At 62.0% G+C, this 14,410-nt stretch carries 16 protein-coding genes; 5 read left to right on the top strand and 11 right to left on the bottom strand.

The features are described 5' to 3' along the window. Positions 1-3: 3 nt before the first annotated feature. Positions 4-837 (bottom strand): AraC family transcriptional regulator, encoded by an 834-nt coding sequence (locus VFB05_RS12410; protein WP_325012663.1) that lies wholly within the window; start codon positions 835-837, stop codon positions 4-6. A gap of 74 nt (positions 838-911) precedes the next feature. Continuing rightward, positions 912-1,313: a hypothetical protein gene (locus tag VFB05_RS12405; protein WP_325012661.1), complete on the bottom strand. Its 402-nt coding sequence runs from the start codon at positions 1,311-1,313 to the stop codon at positions 912-914. Between the two features lie 144 nt (positions 1,314-1,457). Here VFB05_RS12405 and VFB05_RS12400 point away from each other — a divergent pair, with 144 nt between their 5' ends. Continuing rightward, complete coding sequence (locus tag VFB05_RS12400) at positions 1,458-1,667, top strand: hypothetical protein (protein ID WP_325012659.1); 210 nt, start codon at positions 1,458-1,460, stop codon at positions 1,665-1,667. 389 nt (positions 1,668-2,056) lie between these two features. Here the strand turns inward: VFB05_RS12400 and VFB05_RS12395 are convergent, their stop codons facing one another. Beyond that, positions 2,057-2,710 carry a glutathione S-transferase family protein gene (locus tag VFB05_RS12395; RefSeq protein ID WP_325012657.1) on the bottom strand — a complete coding sequence of 218 codons (654 nt, stop codon included), beginning with the start codon at positions 2,708-2,710 and terminating at the stop codon, positions 2,057-2,059. A 147-nt stretch (positions 2,711-2,857) separates the two neighbouring features. Here VFB05_RS12395 and VFB05_RS12390 point away from each other — a divergent pair, with 147 nt between their 5' ends. Both VFB05_RS12390 and VFB05_RS12385 read left to right on the top strand, forming a co-directional pair. Then, positions 2,858-4,081 (top strand): polyhydroxyalkanoate depolymerase, encoded by a 1,224-nt coding sequence (locus tag VFB05_RS12390; RefSeq protein ID WP_325012655.1) that lies wholly within the window; start codon positions 2,858-2,860, stop codon positions 4,079-4,081. A gap of 183 nt (positions 4,082-4,264) precedes the next feature. Next, the gene (locus VFB05_RS12385) at positions 4,265-5,059 is read left to right on the top strand and encodes a substrate-binding domain-containing protein (protein WP_325012654.1); all 795 of its coding nucleotides are present in this window, start codon (positions 4,265-4,267) and stop codon (positions 5,057-5,059) included. Here the strand turns inward: VFB05_RS12385 and VFB05_RS12380 are convergent. From VFB05_RS12380 to VFB05_RS12365, 4 genes are all read right to left on the bottom strand, one after another. Beyond that, complete coding sequence (locus VFB05_RS12380) at positions 5,056-5,967, bottom strand: hypothetical protein (RefSeq protein WP_325012652.1); 912 nt, start codon at positions 5,965-5,967, stop codon at positions 5,056-5,058. The genes VFB05_RS12385 and VFB05_RS12380 overlap by 4 nt on opposite strands. Positions 5,968-6,006: 39 nt before the next feature. Then, positions 6,007-6,756 carry a transporter substrate-binding domain-containing protein gene (locus VFB05_RS12375; RefSeq protein ID WP_325012777.1) on the bottom strand — a complete coding sequence of 250 codons (750 nt, stop codon included), beginning with the start codon at positions 6,754-6,756 and terminating at the stop codon, positions 6,007-6,009. 151 nt (positions 6,757-6,907) lie between these two features. Next, complete coding sequence (locus VFB05_RS12370; RefSeq protein ID WP_325012650.1) at positions 6,908-8,059, bottom strand: alanine racemase; 1,152 nt, start codon at positions 8,057-8,059, stop codon at positions 6,908-6,910. After that, on the bottom strand, positions 8,056-8,520 hold the full coding sequence (locus VFB05_RS12365) for a hypothetical protein (protein WP_325012647.1): 465 nt from the start codon (positions 8,518-8,520) through the stop codon (positions 8,056-8,058). The genes VFB05_RS12370 and VFB05_RS12365 overlap by 4 nt, the downstream gene beginning before the upstream one ends. Before the next feature lie 95 nt (positions 8,521-8,615). Between VFB05_RS12365 and VFB05_RS12360 the strand changes: the two genes are divergently transcribed. Next, entirely contained in the window at positions 8,616-9,566 is a 951-nt protein-coding gene (locus tag VFB05_RS12360) for a GlxA family transcriptional regulator (protein WP_325012645.1), read from the top strand. Positions 9,567-9,679: 113 nt separating this feature from the next. Here the strand turns inward: VFB05_RS12360 and VFB05_RS12355 are convergent, their stop codons facing one another. Further along, on the bottom strand, positions 9,680-10,093 hold the full coding sequence (locus VFB05_RS12355; protein WP_325012643.1) for a cupin domain-containing protein: 414 nt from the start codon (positions 10,091-10,093) through the stop codon (positions 9,680-9,682). A gap of 118 nt (positions 10,094-10,211) precedes the next feature. On the opposite strand from VFB05_RS12355, the gene VFB05_RS12350 reads away from it, so the two are divergent. Further along, the gene (locus tag VFB05_RS12350; protein ID WP_325012641.1) at positions 10,212-11,081 is read left to right on the top strand and encodes a LysR substrate-binding domain-containing protein; all 870 of its coding nucleotides are present in this window, start codon (positions 10,212-10,214) and stop codon (positions 11,079-11,081) included. 6 nt (positions 11,082-11,087) lie between these two features. Here VFB05_RS12350 and VFB05_RS12345 read toward each other — a convergent pair whose 3' ends face one another. The 3 genes from VFB05_RS12345 to VFB05_RS12335 form a co-directional block, all read right to left on the bottom strand. Beyond that, on the bottom strand, positions 11,088-11,726 hold the full coding sequence (locus VFB05_RS12345) for a DJ-1/PfpI family protein (RefSeq protein ID WP_325012639.1): 639 nt from the start codon (positions 11,724-11,726) through the stop codon (positions 11,088-11,090). Positions 11,727-11,732: 6 nt separating this feature from the next. Next, the gene (locus VFB05_RS12340) at positions 11,733-13,040 is read right to left on the bottom strand and encodes an MFS transporter (RefSeq protein ID WP_325012637.1); all 1,308 of its coding nucleotides are present in this window, start codon (positions 13,038-13,040) and stop codon (positions 11,733-11,735) included. Positions 13,041-13,183: 143 nt separating this feature from the next. Beyond that, the gene (locus VFB05_RS12335) at positions 13,184-14,374 is read right to left on the bottom strand and encodes an MFS transporter (protein WP_325012635.1); all 1,191 of its coding nucleotides are present in this window, start codon (positions 14,372-14,374) and stop codon (positions 13,184-13,186) included. Positions 14,375-14,410: the final 36 nt, after the last annotated feature.

Genomic DNA, 14,410 nt, shown 5'->3' with positions numbered 1-14,410 from the left:
GATTTATCCCTGGATCGGGACCCAGATTTCAAAACCGCCATTGCCGGTGGCGGGATCGAAATTCTCGTCGTATCGCTCGAAATTCGGCGCGTCGGCAACCTTCAGGCCCGATGCCGGCAGCCAGTGGTTCCAGATCGTGTTGACGGTGCGCCTGATAGTCGAGATATGCTCGCGGTCGGTGAACACGGCAAAACGCTGTTCGGGAATCCGCACCCGAAAGAACGGCCGCGGCAGATCCGAGAAGTCGGAGACCGCGACGCCCGCGATATAGTCGAAATTGCCGGCATCGTCGCCATTGCAGCACACGCCATAGGCGACCTTGCCGAGACGGTGTGGAATATCGTCGACCACCTGGTGAAAGCGCTGCCACTGGCCGGGAATGCCGGCGCCGTTGTCGTGATTGTAGCGCTCGCCGATGCCGGCGATCAGCAGCGGCTTTGCGATTTCGAAACGCGGCTTCGCGAGATCTTTGATAAATGACGAATCCATCTGGATCGGCTCCTGAAGCTTGAGGTCGTCGATGCATGCAAGACTGCGAACTGTCTCGGGCGTGAGCCCGAAATGGTCGCGGAACGCACGCGTGAACGCTTCGTGGGAGCCGTAATCCGCGTCCAGCGCGACGTTGAGAATATCCGGCGCGCCGGCCGCGAGGATGCGCGCCGCCTCGGACAGACGGCGCGCGCGCACATAGCGCATCACCGAAAAACCCGTGGCAGCGGCAAATGCGCGAACCATGTGAAAGCGCGACACGCCGGCCACGCCGGAGATGTCGTCCAGCGTCAGCTCGCCGGCCAAATGGCTCTCGATGAACCAGAGCGCTTTCTGGGCGGGATTCATTTGACCAACGGACTCCACTCGAAGCGGCGCTATCATGCGCGCTTGCCATGCGCCGCATTTGATCGTGGTTGCGCTTACTTCCCGCCCTCTTTGACCGCGTCTTTTGCGGGCGCATCTTTTGCAGTTGCATCCTTCGGCGTCGACGCATCCTTTAACGTCGACGTATCGCCCTTCTTCGCGTTGTCCGGCGCCTTGGCTTGCGCTGCCTTGAGGTCGTCGACGGCCTTCTGCAACGTCACAACGTTCGTCTTCAACGCGTCGATCTGCGCCCTTGCGGCGTCGAGTTTTTGTTGATGATCCAGCGCCAGCTTGGCGATGGTCTTCTGCAGGAACTCGACATTGCTTTGCAGACAGCTGGTTCGCCGCTCCATCGTCTTTTCCGCGGTGCAGATTTCGATGCCGGGAACATCCTGCGCAAAGGCGGTGCCTGCGCCGAGCACAAATAGGAAAAAGGCGCAACCACACCGGGGAATCATCGAACCCTCATTTCCGTTTATGTCCTGCGTCATGTCGCGCGGTAAACTTGTTGCGAGTGGTCCTTTCGCCTGTGGATGCTACCATACTGCCACCCCAATCGCGCATTGAGCTTGCCCACGAAGGCGACGAACACGGGACTCAAAATGGCAACACGCGAGAAACGGCTGGCCCAATTCGATGGCGAAGGAGCGCCGCCGCCGGATTTGCCGGTCCAGGTGTTGTGCGAGGACCAGAGCGGCACCTATGAACTGCCGTTCGCCTGCCGCTTTGTCGATGGCATGTGGCACAATCACGAATCCGGCGGCGCACTGGAAGCCAACGTGGTCGCCTGGCGGCTCGTGCGGCGAAGCTGATATCACCCGCATAAGCCGGCAGTTGTATCAAATTGCGACGTGAAAACGCATCTGCGTTAACGGTCGGAACGCGGACGGAACGAATCGCGCCCGAATCAGCCGAATCACTGTGTACGCCGATGTTCACGGCTAGATATCGTCTAAACGTGACACGAGCCCACTAGATCGTGCGACGGCAGATCGATGCAGGTCGGTTTTAGCTTCCGAAGAAGTTAATTTGGACTGGATTGCTTCGCGGAGCCTGTCATCGGGCGCGCATTCGCGCGACCCGTTGGCTCGCAATGACGGTAGAGAGTACGTCATTGCGACGAGCCCGCGACAAAATTGCGAAGCAATTTTGCGCTGGAGCGACGAAGCAATCCAGAACATCGCGCCGAAAGGATCGAAACCTAATAGTCCACCTCGAGCTCTTCGATATCGGTGGGCTCCGCCCTGGCTGCCTCGATCCACTCCTGCATTTCCGGCATCGCCATGATGACGTCGGCATATTGCTTCAGGCGCGGCTCGAGCTTGACGTCATAGGTCGCAAAGCGGGTCACGACCGGCGCATACATCGCATCCGCCATGGTGCGCATCCCGAACAGGAATGGGCCGCCCGACTTTTCGAGGCAGTCGCGCCAGATGGTGCAGACCCGATCGATGTCTGCCTGCGCGCGCGACCAGATCTTGAAGTTCGGAAAATGCCCCTTGAGATTGACCGGCAGCGACGCCCGCAGCGTCGTAAAGCCGGAATGGATTTCGCCGCAGATCGAGCGGCAATGCGCGCGCTCGATTCGGTCATTCGGCAACAGGGCGGCATCCGGCCTGATCTCGTTGAGATACTCTGCGATCGCGAGCGTGTCCCAGACCGTCGCGCCCTCGTGGCGCAGGCACGGCACCAGGATGGTCGGCGACAGCAGGAGGATTTCGGCCCTTGCCGAAGGGTCGTCCGGCGCGGTCGTGATCTCCTCGAATTCCAGCCCCGAAAATCGTGTCAGCAACCAGCCGCGCAGCGACCAGGACGAGTAGTTCTTGCTGCTGATGGTGAGTGTCGCCTTTGCCATTGGACCTTCCCTCGGGACCTTTCCTCGCCGGGTTCCCTCTACCCTAACTCCAGTTTTCAACAGCAAGTGACGTGCCAGTTTTTTGGGCTATTTGACTCCGCGCTGGCTTCAATATTGCATGGCAACATGGGCTGGGGGGCCCTCTGAATGACTTCCATGCTGTACCAAGCGTATCAGAACCATGTGGACCTGACGGCCCCATGGCGGAACGGGGCCGGGCACGCGCTGAAATATCTCAATTTGCTGCCGCAGGGCATTTCGGAAAAGTTCTTCCGGCGCCTCGCGGCTGCGCTCGAACTGATCACCCGCACCTCCCTCACCTATACCCGTCCGGCCTACGGCATCGACAGGGCGATGGTAGGCAATCAGGAATACGGGGTGACGGAGGAAGTCGCCTTCGCGACGCCATTCGGGTCGCTGCTGCACTTCAAGAAAGAGAACGCGCCCGAGCAGCCGCGCCTGCTCCTGGTGGCGCCGATGTCGGGCCACTTCGCGACGCTGCTGCGCGCCACCGTACAGACGCTGCTGCAGGACCACGACGTCTACATCACCGACTGGCACAATCCGCGCGACATTCCGCTGCGCCATGGCCGCTTCGGCCTCGACGACTACACTGAACACCTCATCACGTTTCTCGGTCACCTTGGACCGCGCGCGCACATGGTGGCGATCTGCCAGCCGTCCGTGTCGGCGCTGGCGGCGGCCGCGATCATGTGCGAAGACGATCACCCGGCGCGGCCGGCGACGCTGACCTTGATGGCGGGGCCGATCGACACGCGCATTCAGCCGACGCGCGTGAACGAATTCGCCAAGAGCAAGCCGCTGAAATGGTTCGAGAGCAACCTGATCAATTACGTACCCGTGCAGTGCAAGGGCGCGCTCCGGCAGGTCTATCCCGGCTTCGTACAGCTCACTGCCTTCGTGTCGATGAATCTCGAACGCCATATCAAGCAGCACATGGATCTCGCCAATCATCTGGCGAGGGGCGAGACGGAAAAGGCCGAAACCATCAAGACATTCTATGACGAATATTTCGCTGTCATGGACTTGCCGGCCGAGTTCTATCTCGAAACCGTCCGCGACGTGTTTCAGGATCATCTGTTGCCGCAGGGCAAGATGAGCTATCGCGGCCGCCCCGTGAATCCCGCTGCCATCAAGAAGATGGGCCTGATGACGGTCGAGGGCGAAAAGGACGACATCTGCTCGGTCGGCCAGACGCTCGCGGCGCAAGAGCTCTGCACCGGCGTGCGCGCCTATCGCCGGGTGCATCACCTGCAGGCCGGCGTCGGGCATTACGGCGTGTTCAGCGGCCGGCGCTGGAACAACGAGATCTATCCGCTCTTGCGCGATTTCGTGCACGTCAATTCGTAGGCCACGAAACCTCTTTCTCATCGTCATTGCGAGGAGCAACGCGACGAAGCAATCCAGTCTTTAGAAGGCTGGATTGCTTCGCTTCGCTCGCAATGACGGAAAGACCAGCGTTTTGGCGTTTGACCTGAGCGATCGGCTTGTCGTAATCCTCGGCAAAATAAGGCTGTCCGGGAGGATTTTCTCATGCGTTTCTCATCGTCAAATTTTCGCAATGTCGGAATTGGCATCGCGCTGACCCTTTGGCTGGCTGGGGCGGCGCAGGCGGCCGAGGTGCATGTGATGATCTCGGGCGGACTGTCCGCGGCCTATAACGCGCTGGTGCCGGAGTTCGAGAAGGCGACCGGCAACAAGGTGGTCACGGCCTACGGCCCGTCGATGGGCACGACAGTCAATGCGATCCCGGTGCGGCTCGGCCGTGGCGAGCCCGCCGACGTTCTGATTTTGGTCGGCTATGCGCTCGACGACCTGATCAAGAATGGCAACGCGGTCGCCGGCAGCAAGGTCGATCTCGTCAATTCCAAGATCGGCGTCGCGGTCAAGGCAGGCGCACCAAAGCCGGATATTTCGACGGCCGACGCGGTGAAGCGCGCGCTGCTTGCGGCGAAGTCGGTGGCCTATTCGGACAGCGCCAGCGGCGTCTATGTCTCGACCGAGATGTTCAACAAGCTCGGCATCGCGGACGACATGAAAGACAAGGCGAAGAAGATTCCGGCAACACCCGTCGCCGAGATCGTCGCCAAGGGCGAAGCCGAACTCGGCCTTCAGCAGATCAGCGAATTGAAAGCAGTCTCGGGCGTCGACATCGTCGGCCCGCTGCCGGACAGCTTGCAGAAGATCACGGTGTTTTCCGCCGGCATCGCCACCGGCTCAAAGGAGCCTGAAGCGGGCAAGGCACTGATCAAGTTCCTGGGCTCGCCGGCCGCGCGCGACACGATCGTCAAGAGCGGCCTTGAGCCGATCGAAGGCGGCGCCAATTAAGGGCCTGCGGGCAAGAAACTGGTCCCGCCTGTTTCCGGCGTGGTGCCCGTCCTCGCTTGAGACGCGGTCCAAAAGCTCGCAGCGAGGCGACCGAAGAAGCCCGGGCGGTTCTCGCCGATGTCTTCCCGCCCTGCCTTGTCGTCCTCGATGACCTTGGCTTGCGCCTCAACGACCTTGATCAAGAACTGCAAGCCAGCAAGCATATGTTGCCATCCGAAGCGGCCTCGTACCATCGAGTGCCCCAGGAATGGCCCCGCGGCGAGGTCACCAGCCTCAAACCCGCGCTCCAGCAGCGACATCGCTTCGCTCCGCTTCCGTGGCCAGTCTCCGGATTTCCAATAGCTCAAGGCCAAATAGTACATTGCCGGAGCAAAGCCACGATCGACGCCCGTTCGGAACACATCTATGGCCTTCTCGAACCGGTTTGACCTTAGATAAAGCTGACCAAGCCAAATCAGGGCATAGTCTGATCCAGCTTCATAGGCGCGAGAATACCACGCCTCCGCTTGCACTAAGTCTCGATCAGTACCCTCGGCCGTCTCAAACAATCTTCCGATTGTAGCCATGGACCATACCGAACCACTTTCCGCCAGCGCCAGAAACTGCCTGAACGACTCCGCAGAGTCGGTCTTTAGGAGGTCATAGGCATCATTTATCCGCTGGAGGTCTGGGTCTTGCTTTGCGAGAGCTTGATTATTCGAAAGCGCTTCCAGCCACTCGAAGTACTTCCGGTCGAGAATAGCGGCTCGTTCCTCGCAAATTTTACAGAAGATACATTTCACCGGGCCGCCTCCGCAGGATTGCGCACTCGCAAACATTACGATTGCTGGTGGGTTACCACAACCAAAAATTGAGACAGGTTCCGAACCAACGGCAGCGATGATTGACCGTTGATTATCGCGATACATAAAATCCGCTGAGTTTCGGCGCGGCCAAAATGCTCAGCCTCACTTCGCCCTGAGCGGCGTGTCCTTCAGCCCGTTATTGTCGAACGCCTTGCGCAACAGGCCATTGGTCTTAGCATCCGCCATGAACTTGCTGGCATAGTCGAGCGACAGCGGATGGTTGAGCGGCACGGCGACCGCCGTCACCGTCTGCTTGAACGTCTCATCCAGCACGCGCGAGCCCGGAAGCTTTTTGGCGAGCGCATTGAGCTGATCGCGCGACAGCGCGAAGGCATCGATCTTGCCGTCTTTGAGCAGGTTGAAGATCTCGTCGAAGGTCTGATAGCCCGTGACCTTGGCGTTCTTCAAATGCGCCATGGCGCCGCGCATCGTGGTGGTGTCGTTGACGGCCGCGACATTGACGCCCGCCTGATCGAGGCTCGCGAAATCCTTGATGGGCGAGCCGGCCTTGACGATGTAGGTCGCCTCGGAAACCTCGTAGATCGGACCGAACGCGATCTTCTTGGCGCGCTCGGGATCCTCGGGAAGGAAGCTGACGTCCCACGCGCCCGTGGCGGCGGCATCCGTGATCTTCCCCGAATTCGGATAGGCGACATATTCGACGGCAACGCCGAGTTGATCGGCAAGCGCCTTGCCGAGATCGACCGGCACGCCGGCATAACCGTTTTCAGTCTTGGTCGACCAATAGGCGCCGCCTGCCGGACTGATCCCGATTGCGACCCGCAGCTTGCCGGTCGGCGCGATTTCGTCTTTCAACGGATCGGCATTGGCTGAGCCACTCACCAAGATCATCACTCCGAAAACAACACCGCCAAAGCACGGCAGAAAACCATGACGCATCACCCGCTCCCGCTGGCCCGTCATTGATGCTGGGCCTTGAATACCCATTATGGCCGATCGATGCGGGCCGCAATACGTATTCCGGATGAGAGCTCCGCCCGGATTACTGCGATCGACGGGCTGCCTCGATGTCAACGATGTCGACGAGCGTATCGCCACGAACGAAATGATAGACGGAATAGCGATCGACGGTCGGATCACAATGAGGAGGGATCAGCTCGAACCGCTCGCCAAGGGCGATGCGGTTTGAGCCCGCGGGGCGCATAAAGCCGCCGTGCTCGTCACCGTAGTAGAAATAGCTGCCGGCGCCGAAGCGCGGATCTGTGACACGAGGGATCGGGCCGTCCGTCGCAAACGCCTTCAGGCCGGCATCGACAGTGACCCATTTCTCCGCGTTGACGCTGACCACGCGGGCCTGGACGAAAAGGCTCTGCTGGAACGCGCCGTCATCATCTTTGCCGAGCGCGTCGCGATACTGGTTGTCCATGAAAATATACGAGCCGGGCTGGACTTCGTTCAGCACTTTCAGCGATGCGTCGGCCGTAAATGTTCCCGTGCCGCCGCCGGTGACGAGCGGCACGCGATGCCCGGCCTCGCGCAGTTCTCGGACGACGGCGCTCAGCCGCGTCATGCCGGCCGCAACCGCATCGCGTCGCTCGCTTTCGCCCGCGATGTGCTGCCACATTCCTCCATAACCCTGCACGCCAGCCAGGCGAAGCGATGGACTGGCAGCAATGATGCCAGCCAGCGCCAGGGCTGCCGCCGGCGTCGCGACACCGGTGCGCGCCATCGCAACGTCGACGTCGATCAGCACGGAAAGCTTCACACCCGCGTCGGCGGTAGCCCGCGCCAAACTCTCGACCTGCTGCTCGTGATCGACCACGAGCGTCAGATCGGGATCTATCCCTGCGAGCGCGACGGCGCGTGCGGTCGTGTCGTCACCGACGACAGGCGACGTCACGACCAGCTTGCGCACGCCTGCTGCTGCGAGCGCTTCGGCCTCGCCGAGCTTGGCGCAGCAGATGCCAACGGCGCCGGCCGCGATTTGCCGGCGAGCGATCGCAGCCGATTTGTGGGTTTTCGCGTGCGGCCTGAGCGCGACGCCGGCGGCTTCGGCGCGCTGCCTCATGCGCGCAAGGTTGGCCTCCAACGCGTCGAGATCAACGACAAGCGCGGGGGTCGGCAGCTGATAGCGCGATCCCGGACGACCGATCAGCGCCCTGGCTTGCCGTGCAGCGGCCGAATCGTCAGTCATTGCTGACCTCCCTCGATCATACCGACCAGATGTTCGAATCTTGACGTTGCGACGTTCTCCGGCAAGCGAAGGATCTTGCCATTCTGCGCCCACTGTCCTTCCGGCACTTCAATAATGACGGCGGATGTGAACACGGAACGGCTCTTCTCCTTGCCGAGCGCGATCTCGACGGCCTCATGGAGCGCCTGAGCGAATTTCGCTTTTCTCGCGCCGTCAAGCACACCGGCTGGAGCCTGGTAGTCGATGAATACGCCTCCAGCTCGCGCTTCGGCAGGTTCGCTGTTCGAATAGAAATGGCCAGGCGGCAGTTCCTGCAACAGCACCAGTCCGCGCGCACGGGACGCGGGTAGGTCAGGCACGGATTCGGCGACGAAGGCCGCCTCCGTCAGTGCCTTGACGAATTTTTGCTTGGCGGCTGCATCGAAGACACCCGACGTCAGCGTAACAGACAGAAGCGGCATGGAAAATCTCCCAGGGTTGTCGATGGGTCGATCTTGCAAAACGACCGGGGAGAGTTACAGTGGCAAATTAGACATTTATCATGCTGGATTTGCCAATGATGAGAGTCGACGTGCTAGCCCTAGAAGGTTCGAGCCCGGCGGCGCTCGGCGTCACCTTCGACGTCCTGGACGCCGTCAACAGACTGGCCGGCGAGCCAGTGTTCGAGTGGCGCACGCTCGTCACCGACGGCTCGGTCGCGAAGCTGCGCGGCGGCGTCAGTGCACCGGCCCGGCCGTTGTCCAAAGCCAAACCGCGCGATCTCGTGATCGTCCTTGGCATCGGTGCTTGCGATGACGCCGCCGTCGAGGAGAGAATCGCAGCGCCCGACGCCCTCGTCGCGGCCAGGTGGTTGCACTCAGCCTGGCGACGCGGCGCGACGGTTGCGGCGTCATGCACCGGCGTGTTTCTGCTCGGTCGGGCCGGGCTGCTGGATGGCCGCCGCTGCACCACTACGTGGTGGCTGACATCAAAACTGAAGTCGCTGTTTCCGGAAAGTCTTTCCGATACCGACTCCATGCTGACCGACGACACCCGCGTCTGGACCGCCGGAGCATCCTTTGCGCATATCGATCTTATGTTTGGATTGGTTGCGCGTTTCGCCGGCCCGGCGCTCGCCGAGGATGCCGCGCGCTACACCGTCGTCGATCAGCGTGCCTCACAGGCACGATATGTCATGCCGGGATTTCTCGCCGCCCAAGACCCGATTGCGCGGGAGGTCGAGGCTTATGTGCGCCGGCGCCTGGCGAAGCCATTTACGCTGCAAGACCTGGCGCAGCAGACAGGAACGACAACGCGTACCCTCAATCGGCGCCTCGCGCTCGCGACCGGACTGTCGCCGATGCGGTTCGCGCAGAAAATTCGCGTCGATGCCGCGCTCCACTTGTTGCAAACCACGCGGTTGTCGCTGGAAATCGTGGCCGAGCGGGTCGGCTTCGAGGATAGCTCGGCGCTGTATCGCCTGATCCGTCGCCACACCGGAAGGTCGCCGAGCTTGTTTCGGGCTTAGCTGGAGAGGCTGCACCACCATGCCTGACATGAAAATTCGGTGAGTTGCTGCCGCAGGCAGCGAGAGCGGCAACCGCGGCGCTATTGCGTGCGCCGCGGGAGCCAGGCGGCGGCCTATTTCGTATTCAGCATCTCGATCAACGGGCGATCCTTGGCATCGGTGAGATAGAAGGCGATCAGCTCCGCAGGCTCGGTGCTGGATGCATTGTCGAAGCGCTCGCTGACGACGCCGGCGGGCTCAAAGAACGCGTCGCCGGTCTTGATGATCTTCTCGGGCTGTCCCTCGCTCTTGAAGACAAAGCTGCCCGCGGTCACGACACCGGCAACCGAGATCGGGTGCCGATGAAGTCCGGTCGTTTGCCGCGGGGCAAACCGGACGCGCGCACCGCGGACCAGTTTGATGGCCGGATTGGCCGACGGGATCGCCTCCTCCAGCACCGGAACACGCTGCAAGGGAGGAAAGTCCTCGGCGATAGCTGCCGCCGAAATCATCGATAACGCCGCGACGGCTGCCCACGTCGTTTTCATCTCTTGTCTCCTGTTTCATCTACACGAAGTTTTGCCCCGGGCGGTTCTTTTCGTGAGTCCATCGTCCCGGGTAAAGTGAGTACTCCTGAAGCCGTCACTTGAGCCAAACGGAGGTCACATGCAGACGCTGGATCTGGCTGTCTTGCGAACCCTGATCGCTGTGGTCGAAAGCGGCAGTTTCGCAGCCGCCGCCCGCAGGATCGGACGCTCGGAATCGGCGGTCAGCCTGCAGCTGAAGCGGCTCGAGGAGCAGATCGGCGAAGCGGTTTTCGTGCGCAACGGAAAGCAAATGACGTTGACCGGCGCGGGCGCGCGGCTGGTGGGCTATGCGCGGCGCCTGCTCGATCTGAACGACGAGGCGCTGGCGGTGTCGGAAAAATCGATTGACGGGACGGTCACGCTCGGCGTCCCTCACGACGTCGCCGAAACGTGGCTGCCGGCCGTCATCTGCGGATTTCGGCGCAGCCACCCGTCCGCAACGCTCAAGGTGATTGAAGGAAGAAGCGCCATCCTGCAGAGCCGGCTTGCCGATGGCCAGATCGACCTCGCCGTCGTGCTTACCGCGACCAGGCCCGCAAATGCGCTGTGGTCTGCCAATCTCCCCATGGTGTGGATCGGCCGGAGCGACTTCCATCTGAAGAAGAACGAACCGCTCCAGCTGGCTGCGTTTGATCCGCCGTGCTTCTTTCGTGCCGCCGCCATCGCCTCGCTCGAAGGCGCTGATATCGGTTGGTCGATCGGCCATGCCAGCAATACGCTTCCCGATCTCTGGAGCGCAGTGAGCCTCGGTCTCGGCGTGGCGGTCCGAACGCCGGCTGCGGTGCCACCGGGTCTCACCGTACTGGACGGCCGGCGCGGCCTTCCCGACCTGCCGCCTCTCCATGTTTCGCTTTGCGGTCCGCCGGTCGAATTCAAGAAACCCGCCGTCGATTGCCTGAGAGTCATTCTGGAAGAGTGTCTCGCCGTCTCCATCCACGCAGCGGCGTGAGCACCGCTAAGGCAAACGGCTCGCGGAAAGCACCGGTGCAAACGCCTCGCGGTTGGCGCGCCAGGCGCGGCTATATTCCATGATGCGCGCAGTCTCGCTGGCGACGCGTTCCCCGAGCATCTGGCTCAGCAGATGCAGCGTGGTGTCGATGCAGAGCGTCACGCCACCGCCGGTCACCACCCCGTCCGGCCGCTCGACCAACATGGCCTCACGCACGTCGATTGTAAGACAGGTCTCGCGCATCACCGCGATCGGCGGTGTTTCCGGCGGCACGACCTCGATCTTGGTCGTCGCGGGTCCGCCGTCGAGCACGCCGCTGGCGGCGAGGATCATGGCGCCGGTGCAGACCGAGGCGATGCGTGACGACGCATGGACGCGGCGGACATAATCCAGCGTGGCCGGCGCTTTCGCCTGCGCGGTCCAGCCCGGACCGCCGGTGACGATAACGATATCGCAAGCGGGCGCATCATCGATGCCGAAATCGGCCGTCACGTTCAGCCCGTTTGCGAGCGCGACGGGCCCGGCGCGAGGAGCGATCGTGCAGATCGAAATGCTAGGTGCGATCCGCCTCGCCATCGACAGCACGCCAAAGGTCGCAAGATCGATCGGTTCGACGCCGTCATAGATGAAGATGCCGAACCTCACGACCGGTCAGTCCTTGAGCGGCTTGCCGCGGGTCTCGTGCGCCGCCAGCGCCGCGGCGAGCGTGATCAGGCCCAGCACGATCATCATGATCGAAACGCCGCCGGTGCCGCCGAAATACCCGACCATCGCGGTCGCAATGATCGGCGCAAAGCCGCCGCCGATCGCGGCCGACGCCTGGAAGCCGAACGACGCGCCGCTGTAGCGCACGCGCGCGCCGAACAGTTCGGGGAAGTAGCAGGACTCCGGTCCGAACATCATGCCATGCCCGAAATTCATCGCGATCGTCACCGCCGTGAAAATGAGAACCGTGCCCTTGCTGTCGATCAACCAGAATAGCGGAAACGCAAAGGCGATGGTGAACAATGCGCCCCAGATGTAGAGCGGACGCCGGCCGAACCTGTCGGACAGCCAACCGAACAGCGGCAGCGTGATGAGCTCAAGCAGCGCGGCGTAGAGCACGGCATCGAGCATCATCGACTTCGGCAGGCCGAGCTTGCCGGTGGCATAGCCGACGATGAAGACCGAAAGCATGTAGACCCAGGAGACTTCCGAAAGCTTCAGTCCGACCGCAATCAGGAAGGTCCTGGTGTTCTTGCCGACAACTTCACCGACCGGATTGTCGGACAGGGCCTCGCGCTGCTTCAGGCGCTCGAACACCGGCGTTTCCGGCACGCGGGTGCGCACGAAGACGCCGACGCCGAGCAGGACGATGCTGGCCAGGAACGGAATGCGCCACCCATAGCTGGCAAAGTCTGCATCCGGCAGCTTGGCGACCAGGGAGAACACGAACGTCGCCAGCACGAGACCGATGGGAAAGCCGACCTGCACGAAGCTGGTATAGAAACCGCGCCTGTCGGCGGGCGCGTGCTCCAGCACCATCAGCGAAGCCCCGCCCCATTCGCCGCCAAGACCGACGCCCTGGACGATGCGTAGCAGCATCAGAAGGATCGGTGCGAACACGCCGATCCTCTCATAGGTCGGCAACAGTCCGATGCAGAAGGTGCTCAGCCCCATGATGAAGAGCGTCAACACCAGCATGGATTTGCGCCCGAGACGATCGCCGAAATGGCCGAACAGCGCGCCGCCGAGCGGCCGCGCCAGAAAGCCGACCGCGTAAGTGCCGAGCGCGGCGAGCGTGCTCGCCAAAGGATCGAAGGTCGGGAAAAAGGCCTTGTTGAAGACGAGTGTCGCGGCCGTGGCGTAGATCAGGAAATCGTACCATTCGATGATGGTGCCGAAACAGCTCGCGAACACGATCGCGTTCATCTTCGAGCGTTCGGCGCCCGCGATCGGCGCTGTGGTTGCAATCGTCATTGGGCCTCCGCTCTAGTGGGGCGAGTTCCCCGTCAAAACGCGACACACGGGGCGTCGGCTAGAATGAATGCAAGCAACATGCCGGGCCGGAAGGCCCGGTTTGGGACGGCCGGCTCCGCGAATCGGCCCCTTGAGGCCTGAGTTTAGCTGGACTGGGGGGCCGGGTTACGGATTTCCACCGGAAGAATGAGGGCGGCCGCGATCGTGAGCAGGCACAGGCCGGCGAAGGCGTGCAGCATGGTGGCAAAGCCGCCCTGCTGATAGAGCCAGGCGACGAGGCCGACCGAGACACCCGCTGCGGTAAAGCCGACGAAATAACGCACGGCATAGGCGCGCGAGCGCCATTCCTCGCTGGTGTACTTTCCGACCATGGCGTCGTTGACCGTCACCTGGCCGAACGCGCCCATCACGATGCCGATGGCGGCGATGATCAGCGGCAGGTTGGAGAGTTCAGCCGCGACATACATGAACGGCGCCAGCACGAACGACAGCGGCAGTGCAACCGCTTTCAGCGTGTAGCGGTCGAGCAATTGGCCGATGGTGTATTGCGTCATCGCACCGAACACGTAGACGCCGGCCGCAATCACGCCGAGCAGCGCCGGGCTCTGGGTGAGACCGCTCAAACGCTCGGCAAACAGCTTCGGCAGCGCCACCGTCACCGCGTTGAAGGTGGTCGAGATCGCGATCACCACGATCAAGAGCGCCAGGATGACGCGCCACATGTCCTCCTTGGCGACGCGCGCCTGCGCCGCTGCTTGTTTGGTACCCTTGCGATCCTCGTGCTTCACCACCGTTGCAAAGAAAAGCCCGATCAGGATGGTGACGCTGCCGGGCAGGATGAAGGCCCAGCGCCAGCCGAGATATTGGCCGATGACGCCGGTGACCAGCGCCGACGACGCAACTCCGAGATTACCGAACACGCCGTTGATGCCCATCTCGCGCCCGAGCGCCTCGGCGTAGGAAACGATCATGGCCGTGCCGACGGGATGATAGATCGAGGCGAACAGGCCGATCGACAGCAGCGCCGCGCCCAGTTGAATTGGTGTGTTGACGAAGCCGACCGAGATCATCGAGGCGCCGATGCCGATGAAGAAAATTACCATCATGTGGCGGCGGCTCCAGCGGTCCCCCAGCCAGCCGGTCACGAGCGAGCCTGCGCCGAACGCGACAAAGCCGGGCGTGGCGTAAGGCAGCAGTTCGGAATAGGCCATGCCCAGCGCCGGCCCCATGATGATGACGGCGGCCGCAAAGATCAGCATCGAATAATGGTCGATGAAATGCGCGGCGTTAACGAAGCCGATCACCCGGCTCGGGCTGTTCGCCTGTCCGTTCATTGGGCCGAATCCCCTCTTTTCTTAAAGTAAGATATA

Source organism: Bradyrhizobium sp. (assembly GCF_035652035.1).
In the GTDB taxonomy this organism is placed as follows: domain Bacteria; phylum Pseudomonadota; class Alphaproteobacteria; order Rhizobiales; family Xanthobacteraceae; genus Bradyrhizobium.
This window is presented reverse-complemented; position numbering and strand designations above follow the sequence as displayed.